This window comes from Pseudomonas sp. RW409, assembly GCF_003184125.1.
In the GTDB taxonomy this organism is placed as follows: Bacteria; Pseudomonadota; Gammaproteobacteria; order Pseudomonadales; family Pseudomonadaceae; genus Aquipseudomonas; species Aquipseudomonas chlororaphis_I.
Genome location: NZ_QHHP01000021.1, coordinates 336,571 through 360,474, shown reverse-complemented (window position 1 = coordinate 360,474; position 23,904 = coordinate 336,571). Strand labels below are relative to the sequence as shown.

The following is a 23,904-nucleotide window of genomic DNA, read 5'->3' as shown; positions in this document are numbered from 1 at the left end:
CTGGGCTGCTTGCCGCTGATCATTGGCCGCCGAGCAGGCGCGCCTCCGACGCTTCGATGGCCGCCAGCGGGCCGGACATCAACACCGTATCGCCGGCTTGCAGCAAGGTGCCGGCGGTCAGCTCCAGGTCACGGCCATCGCGCTGCACGCCTTGCACATCCACACCCAACTGTTCCAGGGCCAGCTCGCCCAGGGCCAGGTCGCAGGCGTGGGCCGCGCTGCCGAGATTGACCGCATGCATCAGCACCCGTGGCTGGCCGCGGTTGTCCAGCAGGTCGGTCTGCGCGCCATGGTAGAAACCGTGCAGCAGGCTATAGCGGTTGTGGCGGACTTCATCGACCTTGGCCTGTACCTGGTGTTCCGGCAGCCCGAGCATCACCAGCGCATGGGACGCCAGCATCAGGCTCGACTCCAGCAGCTCCGGCACCACTTCGCTGGCGCCGGCGGCTTTCAGTTCGGCCAGTTGGCTGTCGTCCCGGGTGCGTACCAGGATCGGCACGTCGCTGTTGATCCGGCGCGCGCTTTTCAGCACGTTGAGGGCGATGTCGGTCTTGTCCACGGCAATCACCAGCAGCCGCGCGCGTTCGAGGCCGACCGCCGCCAGCAGCTCGGCGCGGCGGGAGTCGCCGTAATGCACGCAGCTTTCGCCGGCCGCGGCTTCCTGGACCCGCACCGGGTCATCGTCCAGGGCAATGAAACGCTGCTGTTCGCGGCGCAGGAAGCGGCCGATCGACTGGCCGACGCGGCCATATCCACAGATCACCACATGGCCCTGCAATGCGGCGTTGAGGGCGCTGATTTCTTCCAGGTGGGCCTCCTGGTTCGGCTTGCGGTGCAGGCGCGCGGCAATGCCCGGGGCGGCGCGCAGCAGCAAGGGGGTCAGCAACATCGAACAGAAGGTCGCGGCCAGCAGCAGGCCGCTCAGCTCGGCCGGCATCAACTGGCTTTGCTGCATCTGCGCCATCAGCGCAAAACAGAACTCGCCGCCCTGGGCCAGGGCTAGGCCACTGCGCCAGGCCGTCTCGCCGTCGCTGCCGCGCAGCTTGAGCAACAGCGCCACCACGGCGCCCTTGATCAGCATCAGGGCCAGGGTCAGGCCGAGGATCAGCAGGGCATGGCTGGCGAACAGTTGCAGGTCGATCAGCATGCCGATGCTGACGAAAAACAGCCCCAGCAGAATGTCGCGGAACGGCCGGATGTCAGCCTCGATCTGGTGTCGGTAGCGGCTTTCCCCCAGCAGCATGCCGGCGAGGAACGCGCCAAGGGCAGGGGACAGGCCGAGCAGGTGGGTCAGCCAGGCGGTCAGCAGGACGATGACCAGGGCCAGCAGCACGAACAGCTCGGCGGAATGGGAGGCGGCCACCTCATGGAACAGCCGTGGCAGCAGCCAGCGGCTGGCCAGCGCCAGGCCGATGAACAGCAGGGCGGTCTTGCCCAGGGTCAGGGGCAGGGCCCAATACCAGGCCTGCTCGGTATTGCCGGCGAATACCGGCACCAGGGTCAGCAACAGCACGGCCACCACGTCCTGGAACAGCAACACGCCGATCGCATTCTGCCCGTGGCTGCTGAAGATTTCCCCTAGGCTGCCCAGCTCCTTGCTGACGATGGCGGTGGAGGACAGCGCCAGGCCCGCGCCGAGCAGCAAGGCCGGGATCAGCGGCCCGCCGGCGAGGATCAGCAGGCCACCGAGGACGGCGCCGCTGCACAGCACTTGCAAGCTGCCCAGGCCGAAGACCACCTGGCGCAGGGCCAGCATCTTCGATACGGAAAACTCCAGCCCCAGGGAAAACAGCAGGAATACCACCCCCAACTCCGCCAGGTCAGGCAGGTTTTCGTTGTCGTTGACCCAGCCGAAGGCGGTCGGCCCCACCAGCAGGCCCACGCACAGGTAGCCCAGCACGGGCGGCAGGTGCAGGCGGCGGAACAGGGCGATCACCACCAGGGATGAAGCGAGGATGATCAACAGATTGGCAAACACAGGCATCTCCGGCGGCGGGTTGGAATACAGAGCGTAGAGGCAAAAAAAGCCGCGAGGGTCGCTCAATCGCAAGTTGGCGACGCTGACCTGCATCAGCTGTTTGGCAGAATGCCCGACGATGACCGCACGCTGCCGTGTTCATCGGTCGACGGCTTTTTATCGCGGGCCTAGAATAAGCGCCTGTCTCTTTTCGGTCTGTATGTCATGCCTCCTGAATGTCAGCTGTTCGGCACCCTGGGTTGCCACCTGTGCGAACTCGCCGAAGCGGAGTTGATGCCGTTGGTGGAGCACGGGTTGTTGGTCGAGCTGGTGGATATCGCGGAAGACGAAACCCTGTTCGAGGCGTATGGCCTGCGTATCCCGGTCCTGCGCCGGGTGGACAACGGCGCCGAGCTGGGCTGGCCGTTCGATGCCGAACAGGTGGTGGCCTTCCTGCGCTGAGCCGGCTGTCGCTGGCACGACCCTTTCCGTTTGTCGCCTTCGCTGCAATCCCTTGGCGGGATCCCGATTATTCGGTTACTGTATATGCGTACAGTTATCGGGATGGTTCGTCATGTCTCTCACAATCCTTGCCCGCGCCGAGCGTTTGCAACACCTGTCGCCCGAACATGCGGAGCACGGCGGGTTTGCTGCCGGGCTCCAGTTCGAAGGCGGTTTTTCGCTGGATCGCACCGTGGGTCTCGGAGCCCCGCAGATCCGCGCGGTGCTGGTGGATGACGACAGTCTGCTGGGCTTCGGTATCTATCCCGGCGACCGGCTGATCGTCGATCGTTCGGCAGCCCCGGCAGTGGATCAATACGTGGTGGCCCATCTCGATGGCGAAGACGCCTATGGCGTGCGCCTGCTGGCTCCCGACCCCAAGGGCGGGCTGCTGCTCAAGGCGGCGCGACCTTCGATTGCACCGATTCCCCTGGACGATCGGGATTCGGCGCAAATCTGGGGCGTGGTGTTGTGGGTGGTCAGTTACGTCGGCCGTGGCTGATATCGATGCGCAGGGCGTGTGCTCAGTGGATGAATGAGAGGGTAGAAGGACTGATGATGGTCAATGTCGAACAATTGAAGAGCAGTGTGAACCGCATGTCCGCCGATGTGGTGCGCGAAGCGGTACTCGAGCTGCGCCTGGACGGGCTGGTCACGGAGGGCAAGACACCGTTCAACAAGCTGCATTTCAATACCTGCTTCGCGGAAATCGAAGCGCTGTTCCAGCGTGCGGGTTATCACCGGCAACTGGACGTGGTGGGGTATCAGGGTTTGTTGTATGCGTTGTATGACCCGGCCCGCTGGGAAGCGGTCGATGTGCTGCGCTGGCTGAAGGAGTTCACCGATGCCGCCGCGCAGGCCAACGTGGCTCGCGCCTAGTCGTTGGTCCCGAAGGGGGAAACTCTCCTAGGTTCCCCGGGACCCATGTTGGATAATGCCGCTCTGCATTGTCCGCTCGAGCTTTTGTATGTCCTCCGTACCTTTTTCCGCCGCACAGCATCAGGCCAGCACCCTGTACCTGCCCCCCGGGTCATGGCCAACCGTACTGGACTGCCTGTGTGATCACTTCAGCACCATCAGCCGCGAGCAGTGGCTGAGCCGGATCGTCCGTGGCCGGGTGCTCGATGGACAGGGTTTGCCGATCAGCGTCGACCTGGCGTACCGCGAAGGCCTGCGCATTCATTATTTCCGCGAAGTGCCCGACGAAAAGGTCATCCCGGTGCAGGAATCGATCCTCTACGTCGATGAGCACCTGGTGGTGGCGGACAAGCCGCATTTCCTGCCGGTCACCCCGGCGGGGGAATATGTCGAGCAAACCTTGCTGCGCCGCCTGATCCGCAGCCTGGGCAATCCCCACCTGGTGCCTCTGCATCGCATCGATCGGCATACGGCGGGCCTGGTGCTGTTTTCGGCCAATCCGCAAAGCCGCTCGGCTTATCAGTCGCTGTTTCCGACACGCAGGATCGACAAGCGCTACGAGGCCATCGCCCCGGCCTTGCCCGGTCTCGAGTTCCCGCGGGTGCATAAAAGCCGTCTGGTCGATGGCGAGCCTTTTTTCCGCATGCAGGAGGGGCCTGGTACACCTAATACGGAAACAGCAATTGAGGTCCGGGAAAAGAACGGTGACCTCTGGCGTTATGGGTTGTATCCGGTGACTGGCAAAAAGCACCAGTTGCGGGTGCACATGAGTGCGCTGGGGGCGGCAATCTGCAACGACCCGTTCTATCCCGATGCGCTCAAGGATGTGGAGGACGATTACGCCAAGCCGCTCAAACTGTTGGCTCAGGGGCTGCGTTTTACCGACCCGCTGAGCGGGGAGGAGCGTGAGTTCGAGAGTCGGATCACCTTGCAGTGGTAATCCAGGCCACTGCTGGTTGTTGCCCGGAAACGATAAAGCCCGCGAAAGCGGGCTTTATCGTTCAAGGCTGTTGTAACGGTATGGATTACAGCTCTTTTACCGTACGAACCTGATCCTTGTTGATACGGGTTTGTTTGCCGTCCAGTTGTTCGAACTCGTAGAAGCCGGAATCCTCATCGTATTTCGGCGTATCGACGGCCTGGATTTCGCGACCGTCATTCAGGGTGATCACAGTAGGCGATGCGCAACCGGCGAGAGTGGCAAGGCCCAGTGCGAGCATGAGAGTGGCGAGAGTCCGCTGAATCATTATGTGTCTCCGAGATGAATACTTTTAGTTGCTGTGCTTGAGACGTATACAACGCCTGCAAGTTCCTTGAGTTAAGGGCATTCTGACACGCCGTGCTGCTGGCTTAACAGCGCTGGTGTATTCAGATTAGCCAATCGGGGATCGTTTGCCGGACATTGCAGGGCCTGAGCATCCAGCCCGCGCATGATACGTCCGGGGCTGCGTTCACCGTTCTGCCAGGCGCCGTCGAAGGTGCCGAGCAGGGCGCGCGGAATGATACACAGCAGGGGTTCCCAGTGCTCGCCATGGCGCAGCATCAGTGGTTTGTCCGGGTGCCGGGCGGCGCTTTGTCGCATGGCGTCGATCAGTTGCGCGTCGATACGCGGTACGTCGCAGGGCAATACCAGCAGTCGGGCATGCCGGGCGACCGCCAGTCCGGCACGAATACCTGCCAGCGGCCCGGGGAAATCGTTGCTTTCGTCCTGCACCAGTTGATCGGCATAAGGCGCGTACTGCTGCTGATTGCGGTTGCAGGAAATGATCAGGTCATCGCTCAGGCTGCGGGTCAGTCGATGCAGGTGGGCGATCAATGGCCGGCCCTGCCACTCGATCAACCCCTTGTCCCTTCCGCCCATGCGTTGGCCGCGCCCACCGGCCAGGAGCAGAATGGAGCAGGGCGGCAAATCTGCGCGCTGGGTCATGGCACGTCTCCACAGGGGCGGGCAAAGAGAGCGCTGTGATATAACACCGGGCTGTTTCTCCTACAACTGGATCGAGCCTATGAAAGCCAAGGCTGATGTACCTTTTGCACCCCTGAACATCGCGGTGCTGACTGTCAGTGATACCCGGACCCTGGAGACCGATACATCCGGCCAGGTCTTCGTCGATCGTCTGAGCGCTGCTGGCCATAACCTGGCCGCGCGCGTCCTGCTCAAGGACGATCTCTACAAGATTCGCGCACAAGTGGCGACCTGGATCGCCGACGATCTGGTCCAGGTGGTGCTGATCACCGGCGGCACCGGTTTCACCGGCCGCGACAGTACCCCGGAAGCCGTGTCTTGCCTGCTCGACAAACAGGTCGACGGATTTGGCGAGTTGTTCCGCCAGATCTCGGTGGCCGATATCGGCACTTCCACCGTGCAGTCCCGAGCCCTGGCTGGCCTGGCCAACGGCACGCTGGTGTGCTGCCTGCCGGGTTCGACCAATGCGGTGCGTACCGGTTGGGACGGCATCCTCGCCGAACAGCTGGATTCGCGGCACCGTCCGTGCAATTTCGTCACCCACCTGAAACAGGCAGCGCCTTGTGAATCCCGTGGGTAAGCCAGGCAAGACCGGTGCCTTGATGCCGGTCGAGGTCGCACTGGCCCGTTTGCTCGAGATGGCCGAGGCTACCCCCATTCTCGAACGCGAACGGTTGCCACTGGCGGCTGCTCAAGGCCGGGTATTGGCCGACGACTTGATTTCCACCCTGGATCTTCCGCCCTGGCCCAACAGCGCCATGGACGGTTACGCCTTGCGTGCCTCGGACTGGAAGGGCGAGCCCCTGGTGGTCAGCCAGCGCATCTTCGCCGGCCAGGCGCCTGAGCCTTTGGCACCTGGCACCTGCGCACGCATCTTCACCGGGGCGCCGGTCCCGGCGGGAGCCGACTGCGTGGAAATGCAGGAGAACGCCAAGGTCCAGGCCGATGAGCGGGTGGCTTTTACCGAGCCTCTCGGCGCGGGGCAGAACATTCGTCCGCAAGGCCAGGAAACCACGGTTGGCGAGTGTGTGCTGGTGGCCGGAACGCAGCTGGGGCCGATCGAGCTGGGGCTGGCTGCGTCCCTGGGTTGCGCGGAGCTGGATGTGGTGCGCCGCGTGCGGGTCGCCGTGCTCTCCACTGGCGATGAACTGGTCGAACCCGGGCGGGCGCTCGGTCCCGGGCAGATCTACAACAGCAACCGTGTCCTGCTGTGCAGTTGGTTGCAGCGTCTGGGCTGCGAGGTGATCGACGGCGGAATCCTGCCGGACGACCTGCCCATGACCCGGCGTCGTCTTGCCGAGCTGGCGGATGTGGATCTGATTCTGTCCACCGGCGGCGTATCGGTGGGCGAAGCGGATTTCCTGGGGATCGCCTTAAGAGAAGAGGGTGAACTGGCCCTCTGGAAGCTGGCGATCAAGCCTGGCAAGCCGTTGACCTTCGGGCATTTCCGCGGTGTGCCGGTAATCGGCCTGCCCGGTAACCCGGCCTCGACGCTGGTGACCTTTGCCTTGCTGGCCCGCCCCTATATTTTGCGGCGCCAGGGAGTGAAGCAACTGCATCCCTTGCAGTTCCAGGTTCCGGCTGGATTTGCCTGGCCGAAGCCGGGGAACCGCCGAGAGTATCTGCGCGGGCGCCTGGAGCAGGGCAGGGCAATCATCTACCGGAACCAGAGTTCCGGGGTCTTGCGCAGTGCCGCCTGGGCCGAGGGGCTGGTCGAGGTGCTGGAAGAGCGAACGCTGGTCGAGGGCGATTGGGTCAACTTCATTCCGTTGAGTGAAGTCCTGGGCTGACGCCAGGGGAGGCGGACCTGGTCGGCAGGGCCGGGTCCATCCTCCAGAGCCCCACCTATCAACGCAGCAGTAGAAGGATCAGCAAGCCAAAACGGCTGTTCAGGCCCCAGGACAGCAGTGCCGATAGAAACCCGGCATAGGCCAATATCCACGCGAGTTTCTTGAGCAAGGCGTGAAGCTTGCTGTCGGGCTTATGCTCGCGGTCATGGGCATGTACTTGATGGACACTCAGTTCCGGGTGTTTGCCTGTACTGAGCAGGATGCTTCCTTCCAGCCGGTTGAGTGCGGAGTTCGAGCGTTCAAAGCATTTCTTGTCATCCATGTGTTTCGCTTCCCTGTTTGAGGCGTCGTTCGCCTGCCATGAACATTCTCCGATTGTCTGTTTCGGGTCAATTCAGGTGATTCTCAATCTGCGGTCAGAAAAGTTACCGGTCAGCCAGCAGACGGCCTGATGGGGACAAATTCATTACATTCCGGTCGGACTTTTTCTCATGGGGCGAGGGTCAACATCCTTCAATGGCCCTCGAATGACAGGAGTGATGAGCGATGAGCGAACGCAAGGCGATGCTGATATTGCACGGCAAGCAGGCCCTCAACGAAGAGGTCCGCGACGCTGTCGAGCGCAAGCGCGAAGAGGGTTGGGAGCTGGCGGTCCGCCTGACCTGGGAGGCGGGCGATGCCCAGCGTCTGGTGGATGAAGCCCTCGCGGGCGGTTATACGCGCCTGATCGCAGGAGGCGGTGACGGCACCTTGCGTGATATCGCCGAGGCCATGGCGGCGCAGGCCAACGATGCCAGTCTGGTGTTGCTGCCACTGGGGACGGCCAATGATTTCGCGCGGGCGGCTGGCGTTTCGTTGCTGCCCCATGAGGCATTGAGCCTGCTCGACGTGCCGGCACGGACGATCGACCTCGGTGAGGTCGGTGGCCAGGTATTCCTCAACATGGCCACGGGTGGGTTCGGCAGCCAGGTGACGGCCAATACCTCCGAGGACCTGAAAAAGATCCTGGGGGGCGCCGCCTATCTGTTCACTGGTTTGTCCCGCTTCAATGAGCTGCATGCGGCCTATGGCGAGCTGCAGGGGCCGGATTTCCATTGGCGCGGCGAGCTGCTGGCCCTGGGGATCGGCAACGGGCGCCAGGCCGGTGGCGGTCATCTGCTGTGCCCTGAGGCGATGGCCGATGACGGGTTGCTTGATGTCAGTATCCTGCCGGCCCCTCAGGAGCTGGTGGGCACCTTGAAGGATCTGCTGGCCGGCGGCTGGGGGATCGACAATCTGTTTGTGCGTACACGCCTGCCCTGGGTGGAAATCAAGGTGTCCGAGGGGCTGGATATCAATCTCGACGGTGAGCCCCTGCAAGGCGAAAACCTGCGTTTTCGCGCGCTTCCAGGGGCATTGCGGGTGCATTTACCGGAAGACTCCCCGCTGTTGGGAGCTTTGGCGCCTTAATCGTCGAGGCTGATGATCTGCTCGCGGACGGCAAACAGGACCAGGCCGGCTACGTCGTAGATCTGCAGGCGTTTCATGATCTGCGAGCGGTGGGTTTCCACAGTCTTGATGCTCAGGCCCAGCCCGTGAGCGATTTCCCGGGTCGATTTGCCGCGAACGATCAGGCGCAGGATCTCCAGCTGGCGGGCGGTCAGGTTATGGGTTTCAACGGGTTCTGGATGGGGCTTCTGCACGCGGATCAGCGCCTGATTGATCACCGTATGGGCAATGGCCGGGCTGAGGTAACGCTCGTTGTTGCGCAAGGCGTCGAGCGCGTGCTCGAGCTCGTTGGCGGTGGTGTCCTTGAGCAGGTAGCCATGAGCACCGGATTCCAGGGTCTGCATGATCAGCGCCGGATCGGTATGCATCGAGAGAATCAGGACTTTGCTCTGCGGATGCACCACCTTGAGTTTCTTCAGGGCTTCAAGGCCGCTGACATCCTTCATGGAAATATCCAGCAGGATAATGTCTGGCGACAGCCTTTCGACCATTTCCAGTACTTGTGCGCCATCGTTGGCTTCGCCGATCACGGCATAGCCAGGAATGTCCATGACCAGGGCACGCACGCCAGCCCTGATGAGCGAGTGGTCATCCACCAGAAGTAAATTGCAGGTCAATGTAAAACCTTATTCGTACTGGCCCGTTCGAGTGCGCGAGGCGCCCAGGGGAAGAGTGCTTCGATTTGTGTGCCCTGGTCGGGCTGGCTGGAAACCTTCAGGGTGCCACCCAGTTGCGCGATTCTTTCCGACATGCCCGCCATGCCGCGTTGTCCTTGTGCACCAGGATTGGCCGCCGGGGAAAAACCACGGCCATCGTCGCTGATAAACAGCGAAAGCCCCTCGGGCAGGCGTTGCAGGCGTACCAGCAGGTTATCCGCCTGGGCGTGACGCAGCATGTTGGTGACGGCTTCCTGGGTGATGCGAAAGGCGGCCACCGCCATCTCTTCGGGGATGCCAGCCAGGCGTTGCTTGCATTCCAGGCTCCAGTGCACGGAGGTGTTTTCCAGGGTCTTCAGCAAGTGGGCCCGCAGGCTGGCTTCCAGGCCCAGGCTGGCCAATTGCCGGGGATTGAGAATGGCCGATACATCGCGGACCTTGGCCAGGGTTTCTTCCAATGTGCTTTGAAGCGTCGTGCAATGCTGTTGCAGCTCTTCGGGCAGGCGGCGCTTGAGCCATTCGCTTTGCAACTTGGCGGCGGTCAACAACTGACCAATATCATCATGCAATTCACGACTGAGGCGATGGCGCTCGTTTTCCTGGACTTCCAGCAAACGGTCCGCCAGTTCCTGAGGCTGGAACTTGATCGATTTGCGCGAATCGCCGTAATAGGCCCAGACACTGGCCAGGGCCGCCAGATTCAGGATCAGCAGGCTGAGGGGAAAGGTAGTCGACAGGCAATAGACGGCCAGGCTTCCAAGTGCCGAGCATGAGCACAGCAACAGGTTGAGCCGGCGCAGGTGTATTCGAGAAAGAAGCCTGGTGGCGGTTGACTTGAGGCTGGCGTACATAGCGGATGGAGCCAATGAATGTTCGCTGCGGGGAGACCGGTCAAGTCGGCTGACGGGCCCCGGTTTGGAAAACGGTATTGTTTGAGTATGCGGCTTCAATTAACGCGGTCTATTCGTTGGGAGCAAGCCTTGCACTGATCCGGTGTGTAACAAGATCAATCTGAAGTCACAGTGCCATTAAGTACATCGGTTAGTGGTTGGCATAGTACCAGCTTAGCTACCGTTGGTCGCGCCTCTATATATGTCCAGAAAGTCAGGAATATCGCCTTTTGGGACGTATGTGCCGATTTGCTTGTTTCAACTGGCCACCCTGAAACAGTGACTGTATCTCGCCTTGAGCGAACGGGCAGGCGAAATTCAGGACACTTGAAGTCTCGGGATTGGTTTTATTTAGTTGCGCTAGTTGGTTCTGTCGTTAACAGGCATGAAATATTGAATAACGACATGATGCTGATCAATGTCACAACATATCTAACGGCTGAAGTTAGGGATTAACGACAGGTTTATGCGTTTCTCTTGGCGATCGAAAAAACTTTAAACGAGTTGTGTTGGCAGGACAGGGGCGCAGGCAGAGGATCCATTTGCACGGCGAGGGTTTCGATGAGGGTGGCCTGTTCGTTGCCGTCGAGGTTCAGTTGCCCGGTCACCGGATCGACGAGTTCAAGCTGCCAGGCCATCAGGCTGAAGCACTCCCCGAGGGTGTCGAGAATCTGCTCGTTCATGTCCGGATGAGGATGGGAATGATCCAGCAACGCATGAACCTGGCGCGAGAATTCGGCGGTGCTGCGCAGCGCCAGCGCGTCGGTTTTCTCGGCAAGCTTGAGCAGAGTGGACAACATGCAATCGATGGCGTCCTGATCGTTCTTGATCAGATTGAGATGGTTCAGGCACTCAACCGACTTGGCCAATAGTGCTTCTGCCTCAAGCAGAAAGTCAGGTGATTGGTGCCACGTTTGATCGTCGATCAGCATGCTTGTCTCCACGACGCCACGTCAGATGATGGAATGGTCCGTTTTGTGAGCGGCTGTAAGGTATTACGCCGGTTATGCCGTGGGATATAGGACGAATCTGATTGGTTCTGAATGGACGAAGACGATGGGCTGGTGTTTAGTCTGCAGGATGCAACTCGTCGGGCACGGTCTATCGACCACGCTTGGACAGCGGAGGTGGGGGGGCTCGAAAGGGCACCAGCCCATCTTCCTGCGATCACAAACAAAAGCCTGACTCCATTCATGCAATGAGAATGGCGTCACATTAATGGCTATTGGATATTGCGAATATCAGGTTGGTCCTGATTGCCGATAGGGGATTCCCTTACAGAGGGGAACCAAGCGCTGAAATAGAGGTCGCGGCGGGGAAGTTGCGTGGATGAAATCGCGAAGCCAGTAAAGCATGATGTTAATGTGACATCAATGCCTTTGCATGGCATTTTGTATGCGGGTCAAGATTCGGCGAATTGCGCCGATAACCCGCGTTAGTGAATTCATCAGAACAAGCCCAGGAGTCATTACATGGCCGGCATTCTCGACACGGTAGATCAACGCACGCAACTGGTGGGTGAGAATCGCCTGGAAATCCTCATGTTCCGTCTGGCCGGGCGACAGTTGTTCGCGATCAACGTGTTCAAGGTGCAGGAAGTCCTGCAATTGCCGAAGCTGACGCTGATGCCCCAGCGCCATCCGTTCGTCTGTGGCGTGGTCAACCTGCGGGGGCAGACGCTGCCGGTCATCGACCTGTCCCAGGCGATCGGCATGCGGCCGCTGGTGCCGGGGCCCAACAGCACCATCATCGTCACCGAGTACAACCGCTCGGTGCAGGCCTTCCTGGTGGGAGGCGTCGACCGCATCGTCAACATGAACTGGGAAGCCATCCTGCCACCGCCGACCAGTGCCGGGCGCCAGCATTACCTGACGGCGATCAGCAAGGTCGACGATCAACTGGTCGAGATCATCGACGTGGAAAAGGTCCTGGCCGAAATCGTCCCGTACAACGCCAAGGTCTCTCGCGACAAGCTCGACGACCCGGTACTCGAACGTGCCCGCGGCCGTGAAGTGCTGCTGGTGGACGACTCCAACGTGGCGCTGACGCAATTGCGCGACACCCTGGGCCAGCTGGGGGTGAAGATGCACATTGCCAGCGACGGCCTGAAAGCCCTGAAGATGCTCAAGGCCTGGGCCGATACCGGGGTCGACATGACCGACAAGCTGCTGATGGTGTTCACCGACGCCGAAATGCCGGAAATGGACGGCTATCGCCTGACCACCGAAATCCGCAACGATCCGCGTCTGCGCGGTCTTTATGTGGTGTTGCACACCTCGCTGTCCGGCAGCTTCAACGAGTCGATGGTGAAGAAGGTCGGTTGCGACAACTTCCTGTCCAAGTTCCAGCCGGACAAACTGGTCGACGTGGTGCGCCAGCGCCTGATGCTGGACGAAGTTCCCGCCTGACGGGAGCAGTGGCCGGAGTGATGCCTGCGCCGCAGGTGCTTCTTTGATTCGCGGGCCGGCTCGTATAAGGTTGCTTTTTTTGCCTCCCGGGAGCTGGCCATGCGTCTCAGCGCGCTTTATCGATACCCCTTGAAGTCCGGCAGGGGCGAGTCCCTGCAACAGGTCGCGCTGGACAGGCTGGGGCTGGAGGGAGATCGACGCTGGATGCTGGTCGATGAACCCAGCGGACGCTTCCTGACCCAGCGCGCGGTCCCGCACATGAGCCAGCTGTCGGCGCTGTGGAACGCCGACGGTGGGCTGACCCTCAGCGCTCCCGGCTATCCAGCCCTCGATGTGCCAGTGCCTGGTGCGGATGCCCCGTTACGTGGCGTGACCATCTGGCGCGACACCCTGCGCGTGCCGGATGCCGGCGAGGCGGCCCATGCCTGGCTGAGCGAGTTCATCGGCAAGCCGACCCGCCTGGTACAGGTGCCCCTGGAGCGCGCGCGCACCACTCAGGCCGGTTACGGCAAGGATGACGATCAGGTGGCCTTTGCCGACGGTTTTCCGTTGTTGCTGATTGGCGAGTCTTCCCGGGAAGACCTGTCCAGTCGCGTCGGCCGTCCCCTGGAGATGCTGCGTTTTCGTCCCAACCTGGTGATCGAAGGCTTCCCGGCATTCGCCGAAGACGGCTGGAAGCGCATTCGCATCGGCGATATCGAGTTTCGGGTGGTCAAGCCTTGTGCGCGTTGCATCCTCACCACCATCGATCCGCAGACCGGCGAGCGCAGCGCCGACCGTGAACCGCTGGCCACGCTGCAGCAGTACCGGGCGCAAGAAGGTGGGGCGATGTTCGGGCAGAACCTGGTGAACGATGGCATTGGCCGGCTGGAAGTCGGCATGCCGGTCACTGTGCTGGAATAGCCAGCGGCGCTGCAACGAAAAATGCCCGTATCGTCAGATACGGGCATTTTTTATGACCGACAATCAGTCCCCGAAGAAGGGATCAGCCGCGGTATTCGCACAGGTAGGCGGTGTCGACGGCGACCTTCAGCTGGAACTTGCTGTTGGCCGGTACGTTGAACTGGCTGCCGGCGGCGAAGGTTTCCCAGTCGTTGCTGTCAGGCAGCTTGACGGTCAGGGCACCGGAAACCACGTGCATGATTTCCCGTTGGGCGGTGCCGAACTCGTATTCGCCCGGAGCCATGACGCCGATGGTGGCTGGACCTTCGGCCGTGCCGAAGGCAATCGACTTGACGGTGCCGTCGAAGTACTCGTTGACTTTAAACATGGGCGATTCCTCAAAAAAGGGGTCAAAAAGGCCGGCCAGTATGCACAAGGCCTTCAGATGCGTCACCTGTTGCGCAGACGGATCAGCCGGGAAGAATCAGAGGCAATAAACGCGCCGTATTGCGGGCATCTTCCAGGGCGCGATGCTGCTGGCCGGTGAACTGCAGCCCGGCGAGTTGCAGCGCGCCGTTCAGGCCCAGCGGCCGTTCGAGGCGACGCGCCTTGGCGAAGCGTTGCTTGAGGTTCATGTGCGGCAGTTGGGCGAGGGCGCTGTGCAGTTGCGAGCGTTGCCACTCCTGCAGCAGCTGCTTGCGATCGTAGTCGCCCCAGCTGGCCCAGCCTTCCAGGCGCGCATGGTGCTGGCCCAGCCAGCGTTCGAACAGAGGCCAGACTTCGCTCAACGGTTGGGCGCCGTCGATCTGGGCCTGGCTGATGCGGGTCAGTTCACGGCAGAACGGCGTCAGCATCGGCCGCCGCAGCGGGCGCACGAAGCGCTGGAAATGGTCCAGTTCACGCCCTTCGCGGTTCACCAGGGTGGCGCCGATCTCGATGATTTCCATATCGGTCACCGGCCAGCCTCCTTCGTCCGTGGTGGCTTCCAGATCAATTACCAACCAGTGGGGCATCACAGGCTCCAGCTTCAACATCCCGATGAGGCTTGAGCGTAGCCAAACCCGACGCCTGCGCCTAGCGGCTTATTCCACCTCCAGCAGAACCTGGCGGTTTTTCACCTGATCGCCCAGGTTGACCTGCAGCCGCTTGATCACGCCATCGATCCCGGCCTTCAGCGGATGCTCCATCTTCATGGCCTCCAGCACCAGCAGCAGTTGGCCCTTGCTGACGGTCGCGCCCTCGCTGACCAGTACGTCGACGATGGCGCCGTCCATGGGCGCCTTGAGCATGCCGCTGTGGGCGCCGGCCTGGCTGGCGACCGGTGCGTGGCTCAGGTCTTGAAGGTGCAGGCTGCCGGGACGGGTAAACAGCCAGAGCTGCCCGGCTTCCAGGGTGTAGGCGTAGTGGCGGCGGATGCCGTCGATGGTCGCGCAGGCCCAGCGGCCATCCGCTTCCAGCAGCTGTACCTCGAAGCTTTCGTCGGCGTGTTGAATCTGCAGCGTCCCGGCTTGCTGGTTATTCAGTTCAAGGTTCCACACGGCTTCACCCGAGCCCAGGCGATAGTGCAGCGGCACACTGGCGTTGTTGCGCCAGCCGGCCAGCGCCGCGCCGTGGCGTTGGGCCGCGTGCTGATACAGCAGCGCCGCGGCCAGGGCCAGTTCGGCGCCGCTTGGCGGCTGGGGATGCAGACTTGGGTCGTCGGCAAAATGTTCGGCGATAAAGGCAGTGCTGAATTGGCCGCTGACAAAACCGGGATGGCGCAGCAGGTTCGCCAGCAGTTTCTGGTTGTTCGCCACACCCGTCAGCACCGTGTCCTCGGCCGCGCGCAACAGCTTGCGGCGCGCTTCTTCGCGGGTGGCGCCGTGGGCGATGAACTTGCCCAGCATCGGGTCATAGAACGGGCTGACGCTCTGGCCTTCCAGCAGGCCATGGTCGATGCGCACATCGGTGCCCAGCGCCGGCTCCCAGCGCCGTACCTGCCCGGTTTGCGGCAGGAAGTCCTGCGCCGGGTCTTCGGCATACAGCCGCACTTCGATGGCATGGCCCTTGAGTTCGACCTGCTCCTGGCGCAGCGGCAGCGCTTGTCCGGCAGCCACCTGCAGTTGCAGGGCCACCAGGTCCAGGCCGGTGATCATTTCGGTGACCGGGTGTTCGACCTGCAGCCGGGGGTTCATTTCCAGGAAATAGAACTGCCCCCGCGCATCGAGGAGAAACTCCACGGTGCCGGCGCCGACATAGTTCACCGCCCGGCCCGCCTTGAGGGCTGCCTCGCCCATGGCCTGGCGCAGCTCGGCGGTCATCACCGGGCAGGGCGCTTCCTCGACGACTTTCTGATGGCGGCGCTGGATCGAGCAGTCGCGCTCGCCGAGGTAGATCAACTGGCCGTGGCAGTCGCCGAACACCTGGATTTCCACATGCCGCGGCTCGATCAGCGCCTGTTCCAGAATCAACTCGTCGCTGCCAAAGGCGTGCAGCGCCTCCGAACGTGCGGTGCGTACCTGTGCCAGCAGTTCATCGGCGTGCTGAACGAAGCGCATGCCGCGTCCGCCGCCACCGGCGCTGGCCTTGATCATCAGCGGGTAGCCGATGCGTTCGGCTTCCTGTTGCAGAGTCGTATCGTCCTGTTCCGCGCCCTGATAACCGGCGATGCAGGGCACGCCCGCCGCGAGCATCGCCAGCTTGGACAGGCGCTTGCTGCCCATCAGTTCGATGGCCTCGGCGCTGGGGCCGATAAAGGTGATGCCGGCCGCCTCGCAGGCGCGGGCGAATTCGGCGTTCTCCGACAGAAAGCCGTAGCCGGGATGCAGCGCATCGGCGCCCGTGCGCCGGGCCGCGTCGAGGATCGCCTGGCTGTTCAGGTAGGACTGCTGCACCGCCGCCGGGCCGATGCGCACCGCCTCGTCGGCCATCCGCACATGCAACGCATCGGCGTCGGCGTCGCTGAACACCGCCACGGTGCGATAACCCAGGGCTTGCGCGGTGCGCTGGATGCGGCAGGCGATTTCGCCACGGTTGGCGATCAGGATTTTGCTGAAGGCGGGCATGGAGTGGTTTCCTGAGATCGGTGGTGTTTGGTCGGGCATTTCGCGAGCAAGCTCGCTCCTACAAGGAGTAGGCAGGTCACGGACCTGTAGGAGCGAGCTTGCTCGCGATGGGGCTCATGACGCCCACGCCGGTTTGCGTTTCTGCACGAAGGCCATGGTCCCCTCGATGCCTTCGGCACCAGTGACGGCGGCGGCGAACTGCTCCGCCGCGCGATCGAGCAGGGGCGCCAGCGGTTCTTCAGCGCTGGCCAGCAACAGGGCCTTGGTCGCGGCATTGGCTTCGGGCGCGCAGCACAACACATGGGCCAGTACCTCATCGAGGCGTTCGGCCAGGGCCTGTGGACTGTTTTCGACAAAATGCACCAGGCCCAGCCGCTTGGCTTCGTGGCCATCAAAGCGCGCGGCGGTCAGCGCCAGCCGGCGGGCCTGGGTCAGGCCGATGCGCTTGACCACGAACGGGGCGATTTGCGCCGGCAGCAGGCCGAGGCTGGTTTCCGGCATACCGAACTGCGCCTGATGATCGGCGATGGCGATATCGCTGACACAGGCCAGGCCGAAGCCGCCGCCCAGCACCGCGCCTTGCAGCAGCACGATCAGCACCTGCGGGCTGTGCTGGGCTTCTTCGAGCAGCGTGCCGAATGCCCGGTTCAGTTCCTGATAGGCGCTGGCGCCCTGGGCGCGGGCACTGGCCATGTCTTTCAGGTCGCCGCCGGCGCAGAAGTGCCCGCCGGCGCCTCTCAGCACCAGGGCGCGAATGTCGCGGTCATCGCGTACCGCCGCCAGCACCGCGCGCAGTTCGGCGACCATTTGCAGGCTCATGGCGTTGCGGCTGTCCGGGCGATCGAGGGTGATGTGCAAGACGCCGCCGCGGGGCGCCAGCAGCAGGGTTTCGCAGGCGGGCAGGCGGCTCATTTTCTTTTCCCCGGCAGGATGCCCATGAGTTTGCAGATGATGCCCAGCATGATTTCGTCGGCGCCGCCGCCGATCGAGACCAGGCGCACGTCGCGGTAGGCGCGGGCCACCGGGTTGTCCCACATGAAGCCCATGCCGCCCCAGTATTGCAGGCAGCTGTCGCTGACTTCGCGGCCCAGGCGCCCGGCCTTGAGCTTGGCCATGGACGCCAGGCGAGTGACGTCCTGGCCCCGTACGTACTGCTCGGTGGCCTGGTACACCAGGGCCCGCAGGCATTCGATTTCGGTGGACAGCTCGGCCAGGCGGAAGTGGATCACCTGGTTGTCGATCAGCGCGCTGCCGAAGGTCTGGCGTTCCTTGCAGTACTCGATGGTGCTGTCGACGCAGTACTCCAGGCCCTTGATCATGTTGGCCGCGCCGAACAGCCGCTCTTCCTGGAATTGCAGCATCTGCATCATGAAACCGGCACCTTCGTGGCCGATGCGGTAACGCTGGGGCACGCGCACGTTGTCGAAAAACACCTGGGCGGTTTCCGAGCTGCGCATGCCGAGCTTGTCCAGGTGCGGGCTGAGACTGATGCCGGGGCTGTTCATCGGCACCATGATCAGCGACTTGTTGACGTGGGGCTTGTCGTCCGAGGTGTTGGCCAGCAGGCAGATGAAGTCGGCGCTGGGGGAGTTGGTGATCCACATCTTGCTGCCGTTGATCACATAGTCGTCGCCGTCCTTGCGCGCCGTGGTCTTGAGCCCGGCCACGTCGGAGCCGGCGCCGACTTCGGAGACACCGATGCAGCCGACCATTTCCCCGCTGATGGCCGGGCGCAGGAATTCCTCGCGCAGCTCGTCGGAGCCGAAGCGCGCCAGGGCCGGGGTGCACATGTCGGTCTGCACGCCGATGGCCATCGGGATGCCGCCGCAATGAATGGTGCCGAACTCTTCGGCGGCGACTATCGAATAGCTGTAGTCCAGGCCCATGCCGCCGAACTTCTCCGGCTTGGAGATGCCCAGCAGGCCCAGCTCGCCGGCCTTGCGGAACATCTCGTGGATCGGAAAGCGCCCGGCCTTTTCCCATTCGTCGACGTACGGGTTGATCTCGCGCTCGACAAAGTTGTGCACCGTGCGCCGCAGTTCTTCATGTTCCTGGGTGAAGATCATTTTTATTGTTCTCCTCAAGTTGAGTGACGCAATCCCTGAACCTTGTGACTCCTGTAGCCGCTGCCGCAGGCCGAAAACACCGCCGTTGCGGAACTGCTCGCTGTCCCTGTCGCCGCTGCCGAAGGCTGCGATAAGGCCCGAAGGGCCTTCGAGGGCTTCAAGAGCACGTCCTCTTCGGGGCCGATCGCAGCCTACGGCAGCGGCTACATCAGAACCGTGCGACACCGAAGCTATTGGGTTGTAGCTGACGCACCTGCGCCTCATGGCAGATATCCAGCAGATAACCCAGCAGGGTGCGGGTATCCCGTGGGTCGATCAGCCCGTCGTCCCACAGGTTGGCGCTGCCATACAAGGCGGTGGACTGGCTGTCGAGCTTCTGCGCGGTGACCTGTTCCAGCATATCCAGCATCTGCGGATCGGCCGCCTGGCCCTGCTTGGCGTGCTTGGCCTCGGTGACGATGCGCAGCACCTTGCCGGCCTGGGCGCCGCCCATCACCGCGGTGCGGCTGTTGGGCCAGGCGAAGATGAAGCGTGGGTCCAGGCCACGGCCGCACATGGCGTAGTTGCCGGCGCCATAGGAGCCGCCGACCACGATCGTCAGCTTCGGCACCCGGGCATTGGCCACCGCCTGGATCAGCTTGGAACCGTGCTTGATCACGCCTTGCTGCTCCGACTCGGTGCCGACCATGAAACCGGTGGTGTTGTGGAAAAACAGCAGCGGGGTGCCGCTCTGGTCGCACAATTGAATGAACTGCGCGGCCTTGCTTGCACCTTTCGGGGTGATCGGCCCGTTATTGCCGATAAAACCGCAAGGGCGCCCCTGGATCTGCAAATGACCGCAGAGGGTCTGCTGGTCGAACTCGCCCTTGAATTCGAGGAAGTTCGAACCGTCGGCGATGCGCGCGACGATTTCCCGGGCGTCATAAGGCTTTTTCGGGTCGTCGGGAATCAGCCCCAGCAGCTCGTCGATCGGGTACAGCGGTTCCGCGTAGGCGCGGGTCGGCTGCAGCGGCAGCCGGGCATTCCACGGCAGGGCGTCGAGAATCTCCCGCACGATGCGCACGCCATCGCCGTCGTTTTCCGCCAGGTATTCGGCGGTGCCGGCCACCTGCGCATGCATCTCGGCGCCGCCCAGTTCTTCGTCGGTGGCCACCTCGCCAGTGGCGGCCTTGAGCAGGGGCGGCCCGGCAAGAAACAGCTTGGCCTTGCCGCGCACCACCACCACGTAATCCGACAGCCCCGGCTGGTAGGCGCCGCCGGCGGTGGCCGAGCCGTGCACCACAGTGATCTGTGGCAAGCCCATGGCCGACATGCGCGCCTGGTTGGCGAAGCTGCGCGCGCCTTCGACGAAGATCTCCGCCGCGTAATTGAGGTTGGCGCCGCCGCTCTCGGCCAGGGTCACCACCGGCAGTTTGTTTTCCATGGCGATCTGTTGCAGGCGCAGGGATTTTTTCAGGCCGCTGGGGGAGATGGTGCCGCCCTTGATCGCGCTGTTATTGGCTACTACCAGCACTCGCACGCCGCTGACATAACCGATGCCGGCGATCAGCCCGCCACCGGCCTGGCTGCCGTCCTTGTCGTCGTGCAGCTTGTAGCCGGCCAGGCTCGCCAGTTCGAGAAAGGGCGCGCCGGGGTCCAGCAGCAGGTTGAGGCGTTCGCGGGGCAGCAGTTGCCCGCGCTTTTCGAATTTCGCCTTGGCCTCGGCAGCCTTGATCAGCAGGTTCTGTTCCAGTTGGCGGATCTGCGCCAGGCCGGCCAGCATCGCTTCGCGGTTCTGCAGGAACTGCGGGCTGTGAGGGTCGAGTTGGGACTGGATGACCGGCATGGCTTACTCCTGATCCTTGAGCACGTCGGGCAGATAAGCGCGGTGGAAGCCGTTGTAGGACTGGCTATGGGAGGCCTTGTGCAACGGCCAGGCGCGGCTGCCGAGGCTGGCGGCGCCGTCGATGCGCAAGGTGCTGCCGCTGATGAAGGCCGCCGCCGGGCTGAGCAGGAAGACGATGGCGGCGCTGACTTCCGACTCGGTGCCGATGCGCTTGAGCGGCACGTGTTCGCGCAGGGTCGGGATCAGCGCCTTGAACGCGCCTTCGTAGGTGTCCATGCCGCTGGAGGCGATCCAGCCCGGCGCCACGGCATTGACCCGCACCCCGGCATGGCCCCATTCGAACGCGGCGGTCTTGGTGAAGTTGTCCATCCCCGAACGGGCGGCGCCGGAATGGCCCATGCCGGGCATGCCGCCCCACATGTCGGCGAGCATGTTGACGATGCTGCCGCCGTGCTTGCTCATGGACTGGTTGAAGACTTCCCGGGCCATGAGAAAACCGCCCACCAGGTTGGTGCGCAGCACGGTTTCAAAACCTTTCTGATTGATCGAGGCCAGGGGCGAGGGGTATTGCCCGCCGGCGTTGTTGACCAGGCCATGCAGCGGCCCGTGCTCACGGATCAGTTCACTGACCAGGGTCTTGACCGCTTCCTCGTCGCGAATGTCGCAGGCATGCCCGCTGGCCTGGCCACCGTCTTCGGCAATCTCCGCGGCCACCTTGTGCAGCTTGTCCGCCTTGCGCCCCACCAGCAGTACACGGGCGCCAAGGGCCGCCAGTTCGTGGGCGGTGCAGCGCCCGATGCCGCTGCCGCCGCCGGTGACGATGATGGTCTGGCCGGCGAACAGGTCGGGTTTGAAAATCGAGTCATAACCCACGATAGGTGTCCTCTAATTAACGGCGTCAGCGATGCTCTGCGGCACCGGGATCTGGATTTCCAGCAACTGCTGGGCGAAGGCCTTGCCTTGCGGGTCGATGCGCAGGCTGGCGACACCGCCGCCACCGAGGGCGTTTTCCAGCAGGAAATTCAGGCTATGGCTGCCCGGCAGGTACCAGCGCTGGACCCGGCCATGGATCGGGTCCAGCACATGGCTCATCCAGTCCACCACGACTGCGGGGGTCAAGGCTTCGGCGATCCACGGCAGGTATTCGGGCGCGCGGGCCATGACTCCGATATTGCTGTGGTTACCCTTGTCTCCGGAGCGCGCCACCGCCAGCTTGACCAGCGCCACGCTGGCATCGGCGCGGCCCACGGGGCTGGCCACGGCATGGGGCGCGGGCAGGGCGCTGGAGTCGAGGCTGTCGAGCTCGGGCAACTCGACCCGGTGGCGCTGGCCGGCCATCTCGACTTCCAGGGTGCAGGCGCTTTTGTCGATCAGGAACGAGAACAGACGGATCAGCGGATAGACCGTGGGCCGGCCGCCGACGATGCCGGTCAGGCCCGGAGCCATGCCCGTGGCGGCCTGGGCGATCTCCCGGGAAAACAGCACCAGCGCGCGCTTGTCCGGGTGGCGCACGGCGAGCTTGATCACCACTTCGCGGCTGTCCTGGCGCTGGCCGTGAGGGCCGTAGGTGGCTTCGCTGCCGAGCAGTTCGATATTGACTTCGCTGTAGGGCGCCCAGCCGCGCTGGGCGAACATTTCCGCGGTCTTGTCGATGATCGCCTGGCTGACCCGGCGCGCCTTGGCCACTGCGTCGATACCGGCGATCAGGCAACTGGCGGTGCAACGGAAACCGTCCGGGTAGGTGGCGCTGACCTTGTACTGGCCGGTCGGCGGCAGGCCCTTGGCGCCGTGCACGCTGACCGCATTCTTGCCCTGTTGGCGCAGCTTGACCTGGGTGAAGTCGCAGACCACGTCGGGCAGCAGATAGGCCCGAGGGTCGCCGATCTCATATAGCAGTTGTTCGCCGACGGTCAGCGGCGTGACCAGGCCGCCCGAACCTTCGGGCTTGCTGACCACGAACTGGCCGTCGGCGCCGACCTCGACTATGGGAAAACCGATGTGTTCGTAGTCCGGTACGTCGCGCCAGTCGGTGAAGTTGCCGCCGGTGCACTGTGCGCCGCATTCGATGATGTGCCCGGCGAGGGCGGCCTGGGCCAGCTTGTCGTAGTCGTGCCAGGACCAGCCGAACTCATGCACCAGCGCGGCGCTGACCACCGCGCTGTCAACCCCGCGGCCGGTGATGACAATGTCGGCGCCGAGCTTCAGGGCTTCGACTATTCCCGGGGCGCCGAGGTAGGCGTTGGTGGACACGCACATGGGTGGCAGCGGCGCGCCGCTGAACATTTCATGAATGCCGCTGCCGCTCAGTTGCTTGAAGCGGGGTTGCAGGTCGTCGCCCAGCAGCACGGCGATCTTCAGGGCCACGCCGGCCTGGTCGCAGGCCGCTTGCAGGGCCGCGGCGCAGGCCTGTGGGTTGACCCCGCCGGCATTGCTGATGACCCGGATGTTTTGCCGGGCGATCTCGCCCAGCAGCGGGCTCAAGACCTCGACAAAGTCCGTGGCGTAGCCGGCAGTGGGATCCTTCATCCGGGCGCCGGCCATGATCGACATAGTGATCTCGGCCAGGTAGTCGAACACCAGGTAATCCAGGCGGCCGCCCTGCACCAGTTGCGCGGCGGCGCTCGAGGTGTCGCCCCAGAAGGCACTGGCGCAGCCGATGCGGAGGGTCTTGGTCATGGCAGGGGGCTCTCGATAAAAGACTCGATAAAAGACGCGATGACAGAACTGCATCGAGACTACCAAGCAAGCGCTTGGTTTGTAAACGTCGGAAATATCTTCTTCCCAAGCGCTTGCTTGGTCGTCCCCACGGGCTTAAATTGCGCGCGCAAGCTCCCTGTTTCAGCGGGCTGCGCCGCATAACGATCGAGCGAATGTAGGAGAGAGGCCGTGGACGAGCAAAAAGCCTTGCTGGTGATGCGCCAGCTGGTCGCCAACGGGCAACTGACCGATCCGGACAGCGCCCGCGGCAAGCTGCTGCAAACCGCGGCTCACCTGTTTCGCAACAAAGGCTACGAACGCACCACGGTGCGCGACCTGGCCAGCGCGGTGGGCATCCAGTCCGGCAGCATCTTTCATCACTTCAAGAGCAAGGACGACATCCTGCGCGCGGTGATGGAGGAAACCATCCACTACAACACCGCCCTGATGCGCGCCGAACTGGCCGAAGCCGGCAGCGTGCGCGAGCGGGTGCTGGCGCTGATCCGCTGCGAGCTGCAATCGATCATGGGCGGCAGCGGCGAGGCCATGGCGGTGCTGGTCTACGAATGGCGCTCGTTGTCGGCGCAAGGCCAGGCCGACGTCCTGGCCCTGCGCGACATTTATGAGCAGATCTGGCTGCAGGTGCTGGGCGAGGCCAAGGAGGCCGGCTTTATCAAGGGCGATGTGTTCATTACCCGGCGTTTTCTCACCGGGGCGCTGTCCTGGACCACCACCTGGTTTCGCGCCGAGGGCAGCCTGACCCTCGAACAACTGGCCGAGGAAGCGCTGACCCTGGTGCTCAACGAGCCCTAAGCG

General features: G+C 63.0%; 25 protein-coding genes. 10 read left to right on the top strand and 15 right to left on the bottom strand.

Features of this window, described 5'->3' with window-relative positions; genetic code table 11:
• Nucleotides 1-19 precede the first annotated feature (19 nt).
• Complete coding sequence (locus DK261_RS10410; protein WP_009050097.1) at nucleotides 20-1,978, bottom strand: monovalent cation:proton antiporter family protein; 1,959 nt, start codon at nucleotides 1,976-1,978, stop codon at nucleotides 20-22.
• 204 nt (nucleotides 1,979-2,182) lie between these two features.
• On the opposite strand from DK261_RS10410, the gene DK261_RS10405 reads away from it, so the two are divergent.
• The 4 genes from DK261_RS10405 to DK261_RS10390 all read left to right on the top strand — a co-directional run bounded on the left by DK261_RS10405 (nucleotide 2,183) and on the right by DK261_RS10390 (nucleotide 4,316).
• Nucleotides 2,183-2,419 (top strand): glutaredoxin family protein, encoded by a 237-nt coding sequence (locus DK261_RS10405; RefSeq protein ID WP_009050096.1) that lies wholly within the window; start codon nucleotides 2,183-2,185, stop codon nucleotides 2,417-2,419.
• Nucleotides 2,420-2,531: 112 nt separating this feature from the next.
• The gene (locus DK261_RS10400; protein WP_009050095.1) at nucleotides 2,532-2,960 is read left to right on the top strand and encodes a S24 family peptidase; all 429 of its coding nucleotides are present in this window, start codon (nucleotides 2,532-2,534) and stop codon (nucleotides 2,958-2,960) included.
• Nucleotides 2,961-3,016: 56 nt separating this feature from the next.
• Nucleotides 3,017-3,337 carry a hypothetical protein gene (locus tag DK261_RS10395; protein ID WP_028683052.1) on the top strand — a complete coding sequence of 107 codons (321 nt, stop codon included), beginning with the start codon at nucleotides 3,017-3,019 and terminating at the stop codon, nucleotides 3,335-3,337.
• 88 nt (nucleotides 3,338-3,425) lie between these two features.
• Nucleotides 3,426-4,316 carry a pseudouridine synthase gene (locus DK261_RS10390; RefSeq protein WP_028683051.1) on the top strand — a complete coding sequence of 297 codons (891 nt, stop codon included), beginning with the start codon at nucleotides 3,426-3,428 and terminating at the stop codon, nucleotides 4,314-4,316.
• A gap of 85 nt (nucleotides 4,317-4,401) precedes the next feature.
• Here DK261_RS10390 and DK261_RS10385 read toward each other — a convergent pair whose 3' ends face one another.
• Nucleotides 4,402-4,623: a YgdI/YgdR family lipoprotein gene (locus DK261_RS10385; protein ID WP_007923269.1), complete on the bottom strand. Its 222-nt coding sequence runs from the start codon at nucleotides 4,621-4,623 to the stop codon at nucleotides 4,402-4,404.
• A gap of 71 nt (nucleotides 4,624-4,694) precedes the next feature.
• Nucleotides 4,695-5,303 (bottom strand): molybdenum cofactor guanylyltransferase MobA, encoded by a 609-nt coding sequence (mobA, locus tag DK261_RS10380; RefSeq protein ID WP_009050093.1) that lies wholly within the window; start codon nucleotides 5,301-5,303, stop codon nucleotides 4,695-4,697.
• A 79-nt stretch (nucleotides 5,304-5,382) separates the two neighbouring features.
• On the opposite strand from mobA, the gene moaB reads away from it, so the two are divergent.
• Nucleotides 5,383-5,922 (top strand): molybdenum cofactor biosynthesis protein B, encoded by a 540-nt coding sequence (gene moaB / locus DK261_RS10375; RefSeq protein ID WP_007923271.1) that lies wholly within the window; start codon nucleotides 5,383-5,385, stop codon nucleotides 5,920-5,922.
• Nucleotides 5,906-7,132, top strand: a complete 1,227-nt coding sequence (gene glp / locus DK261_RS10370; RefSeq protein WP_053269642.1) for a gephyrin-like molybdotransferase Glp — start codon at nucleotides 5,906-5,908, stop codon at nucleotides 7,130-7,132. Before moaB ends, glp begins: the two co-directional genes overlap by 17 nt.
• Before the next feature lie 58 nt (nucleotides 7,133-7,190).
• Here the strand turns inward: glp and DK261_RS10365 are convergent, their stop codons facing one another.
• Nucleotides 7,191-7,454 (bottom strand): hypothetical protein, encoded by a 264-nt coding sequence (locus tag DK261_RS10365; RefSeq protein ID WP_009050091.1) that lies wholly within the window; start codon nucleotides 7,452-7,454, stop codon nucleotides 7,191-7,193.
• A gap of 224 nt (nucleotides 7,455-7,678) precedes the next feature.
• On the opposite strand from DK261_RS10365, the gene yegS reads away from it, so the two are divergent.
• Nucleotides 7,679-8,581, top strand: coding sequence for a lipid kinase YegS (gene yegS / locus DK261_RS10360; RefSeq protein WP_028683048.1), 903 nt, complete (start codon nucleotides 7,679-7,681; stop codon nucleotides 8,579-8,581).
• Here the strand turns inward: yegS and DK261_RS10355 are convergent.
• From DK261_RS10355 to DK261_RS10345, 3 genes are all read right to left on the bottom strand, one after another.
• Nucleotides 8,578-9,237, bottom strand: a complete 660-nt coding sequence (locus tag DK261_RS10355) for a response regulator transcription factor (RefSeq protein ID WP_009050089.1) — start codon at nucleotides 9,235-9,237, stop codon at nucleotides 8,578-8,580. The genes yegS and DK261_RS10355 overlap by 4 nt on opposite strands.
• Nucleotides 9,234-10,127: a sensor histidine kinase gene (locus DK261_RS10350; protein WP_009050088.1), complete on the bottom strand. Its 894-nt coding sequence runs from the start codon at nucleotides 10,125-10,127 to the stop codon at nucleotides 9,234-9,236. The genes DK261_RS10355 and DK261_RS10350 overlap by 4 nt, the downstream gene beginning before the upstream one ends.
• Nucleotides 10,128-10,630: 503 nt before the next feature.
• A complete protein-coding gene (locus tag DK261_RS10345; RefSeq protein ID WP_009050087.1) occupies nucleotides 10,631-11,098 on the bottom strand; it encodes a hypothetical protein in 468 nt (155 codons plus the stop codon).
• Between the two features lie 540 nt (nucleotides 11,099-11,638).
• Here DK261_RS10345 and DK261_RS10340 point away from each other — a divergent pair.
• Both DK261_RS10340 and DK261_RS10335 read left to right on the top strand, forming a co-directional pair.
• Nucleotides 11,639-12,574 (top strand): chemotaxis protein CheV, encoded by a 936-nt coding sequence (locus DK261_RS10340; protein WP_009050086.1) that lies wholly within the window; start codon nucleotides 11,639-11,641, stop codon nucleotides 12,572-12,574.
• A 99-nt stretch (nucleotides 12,575-12,673) separates the two neighbouring features.
• Nucleotides 12,674-13,477, top strand: a complete 804-nt coding sequence (locus DK261_RS10335) for an MOSC domain-containing protein (RefSeq protein ID WP_110175681.1) — start codon at nucleotides 12,674-12,676, stop codon at nucleotides 13,475-13,477.
• 82 nt (nucleotides 13,478-13,559) lie between these two features.
• On the opposite strand, the gene DK261_RS10330 is transcribed toward DK261_RS10335, so the two are convergent.
• From DK261_RS10330 to DK261_RS10295, 8 genes are all read right to left on the bottom strand, one after another.
• Nucleotides 13,560-13,844: a pyrimidine/purine nucleoside phosphorylase gene (locus tag DK261_RS10330; RefSeq protein WP_007930001.1), complete on the bottom strand. Its 285-nt coding sequence runs from the start codon at nucleotides 13,842-13,844 to the stop codon at nucleotides 13,560-13,562.
• Nucleotides 13,845-13,926: 82 nt separating this feature from the next.
• The gene (locus DK261_RS10325) at nucleotides 13,927-14,469 is read right to left on the bottom strand and encodes an exonuclease domain-containing protein (RefSeq protein WP_009050084.1); all 543 of its coding nucleotides are present in this window, start codon (nucleotides 14,467-14,469) and stop codon (nucleotides 13,927-13,929) included.
• Nucleotides 14,470-14,538: 69 nt separating this feature from the next.
• The gene (locus tag DK261_RS10320; protein WP_110175680.1) at nucleotides 14,539-16,500 is read right to left on the bottom strand and encodes an acetyl/propionyl/methylcrotonyl-CoA carboxylase subunit alpha; all 1,962 of its coding nucleotides are present in this window, start codon (nucleotides 16,498-16,500) and stop codon (nucleotides 14,539-14,541) included.
• Nucleotides 16,501-16,614: 114 nt separating this feature from the next.
• On the bottom strand, nucleotides 16,615-17,412 hold the full coding sequence (locus tag DK261_RS10315; protein ID WP_028683045.1) for an enoyl-CoA hydratase/isomerase family protein: 798 nt from the start codon (nucleotides 17,410-17,412) through the stop codon (nucleotides 16,615-16,617).
• Entirely contained in the window at nucleotides 17,409-18,566 is a 1,158-nt protein-coding gene (gene atuD, locus DK261_RS10310; RefSeq protein WP_081360222.1) for a citronellyl-CoA dehydrogenase, read from the bottom strand. The genes DK261_RS10315 and atuD overlap by 4 nt, the downstream gene beginning before the upstream one ends.
• A gap of 208 nt (nucleotides 18,567-18,774) precedes the next feature.
• Nucleotides 18,775-20,391: a geranyl-CoA carboxylase subunit beta gene (gene atuC, locus DK261_RS10305; RefSeq protein ID WP_041987721.1), complete on the bottom strand. Its 1,617-nt coding sequence runs from the start codon at nucleotides 20,389-20,391 to the stop codon at nucleotides 18,775-18,777.
• Between the two features lie 3 nt (nucleotides 20,392-20,394).
• Nucleotides 20,395-21,264, bottom strand: a complete 870-nt coding sequence (locus DK261_RS10300) for an SDR family oxidoreductase (protein ID WP_110175679.1) — start codon at nucleotides 21,262-21,264, stop codon at nucleotides 20,395-20,397.
• A 12-nt stretch (nucleotides 21,265-21,276) separates the two neighbouring features.
• On the bottom strand, nucleotides 21,277-23,067 hold the full coding sequence (locus tag DK261_RS10295) for an acyclic terpene utilization AtuA family protein (protein WP_009050078.1): 1,791 nt from the start codon (nucleotides 23,065-23,067) through the stop codon (nucleotides 21,277-21,279).
• A gap of 210 nt (nucleotides 23,068-23,277) precedes the next feature.
• Between DK261_RS10295 and DK261_RS10290 the strand changes: the two genes are divergently transcribed.
• Nucleotides 23,278-23,901 (top strand): TetR/AcrR family transcriptional regulator, encoded by a 624-nt coding sequence (locus tag DK261_RS10290; RefSeq protein ID WP_009050077.1) that lies wholly within the window; start codon nucleotides 23,278-23,280, stop codon nucleotides 23,899-23,901.
• Nucleotides 23,902-23,904 lie beyond the last annotated feature (3 nt).

Bases quoted from the DNA above. Each gene is read 5' to 3' on its own strand.
- DK261_RS10405 (WP_009050096.1), top strand. From the start codon at position 2,183: ATGCCTCCTGAATGTCAGCTGTTCGGCACCCTGGGTTGCCACCTGTGC.
- DK261_RS10400 (WP_009050095.1), top strand. From the start codon at position 2,532: ATGTCTCTCACAATCCTTGCCCGCGCCGAGCGTTTGCAACACCTGTCG.
- DK261_RS10395 (WP_028683052.1), top strand. From the start codon at position 3,017: ATGGTCAATGTCGAACAATTGAAGAGCAGTGTGAACCGCATGTCCGCC.
- DK261_RS10390 (WP_028683051.1), top strand. From the start codon at position 3,426: ATGTCCTCCGTACCTTTTTCCGCCGCACAGCATCAGGCCAGCACCCTG.
- DK261_RS10385 (WP_007923269.1), bottom strand. From the start codon at position 4,623: ATGATTCAGCGGACTCTCGCCACTCTCATGCTCGCACTGGGCCTTGCC.
- mobA (WP_009050093.1), bottom strand. From the start codon at position 5,303: ATGACCCAGCGCGCAGATTTGCCGCCCTGCTCCATTCTGCTCCTGGCC.
- moaB (WP_007923271.1), top strand. From the start codon at position 5,383: ATGAAAGCCAAGGCTGATGTACCTTTTGCACCCCTGAACATCGCGGTG.
- DK261_RS10365 (WP_009050091.1), bottom strand. From the start codon at position 7,454: ATGGATGACAAGAAATGCTTTGAACGCTCGAACTCCGCACTCAACCGG.
- yegS (WP_028683048.1), top strand. From the start codon at position 7,679: ATGAGCGAACGCAAGGCGATGCTGATATTGCACGGCAAGCAGGCCCTC.
- DK261_RS10350 (WP_009050088.1), bottom strand. From the start codon at position 10,127: ATGTACGCCAGCCTCAAGTCAACCGCCACCAGGCTTCTTTCTCGAATA.
- DK261_RS10345 (WP_009050087.1), bottom strand. From the start codon at position 11,098: ATGCTGATCGACGATCAAACGTGGCACCAATCACCTGACTTTCTGCTT.
- DK261_RS10340 (WP_009050086.1), top strand. From the start codon at position 11,639: ATGGCCGGCATTCTCGACACGGTAGATCAACGCACGCAACTGGTGGGT.
- DK261_RS10335 (WP_110175681.1), top strand. From the start codon at position 12,674: ATGCGTCTCAGCGCGCTTTATCGATACCCCTTGAAGTCCGGCAGGGGC.
- DK261_RS10330 (WP_007930001.1), bottom strand. From the start codon at position 13,844: ATGTTTAAAGTCAACGAGTACTTCGACGGCACCGTCAAGTCGATTGCC.
- DK261_RS10325 (WP_009050084.1), bottom strand. From the start codon at position 14,469: ATGCCCCACTGGTTGGTAATTGATCTGGAAGCCACCACGGACGAAGGA.
- DK261_RS10320 (WP_110175680.1), bottom strand. From the start codon at position 16,500: ATGCCCGCCTTCAGCAAAATCCTGATCGCCAACCGTGGCGAAATCGCC.
- DK261_RS10315 (WP_028683045.1), bottom strand. From the start codon at position 17,412: ATGAGCCGCCTGCCCGCCTGCGAAACCCTGCTGCTGGCGCCCCGCGGC.
- atuD (WP_081360222.1), bottom strand. From the start codon at position 18,566: ATGATCTTCACCCAGGAACATGAAGAACTGCGGCGCACGGTGCACAAC.
- atuC (WP_041987721.1), bottom strand. From the start codon at position 20,391: ATGCCGGTCATCCAGTCCCAACTCGACCCTCACAGCCCGCAGTTCCTG.
- DK261_RS10295 (WP_009050078.1), bottom strand. From the start codon at position 23,067: ATGACCAAGACCCTCCGCATCGGCTGCGCCAGTGCCTTCTGGGGCGAC.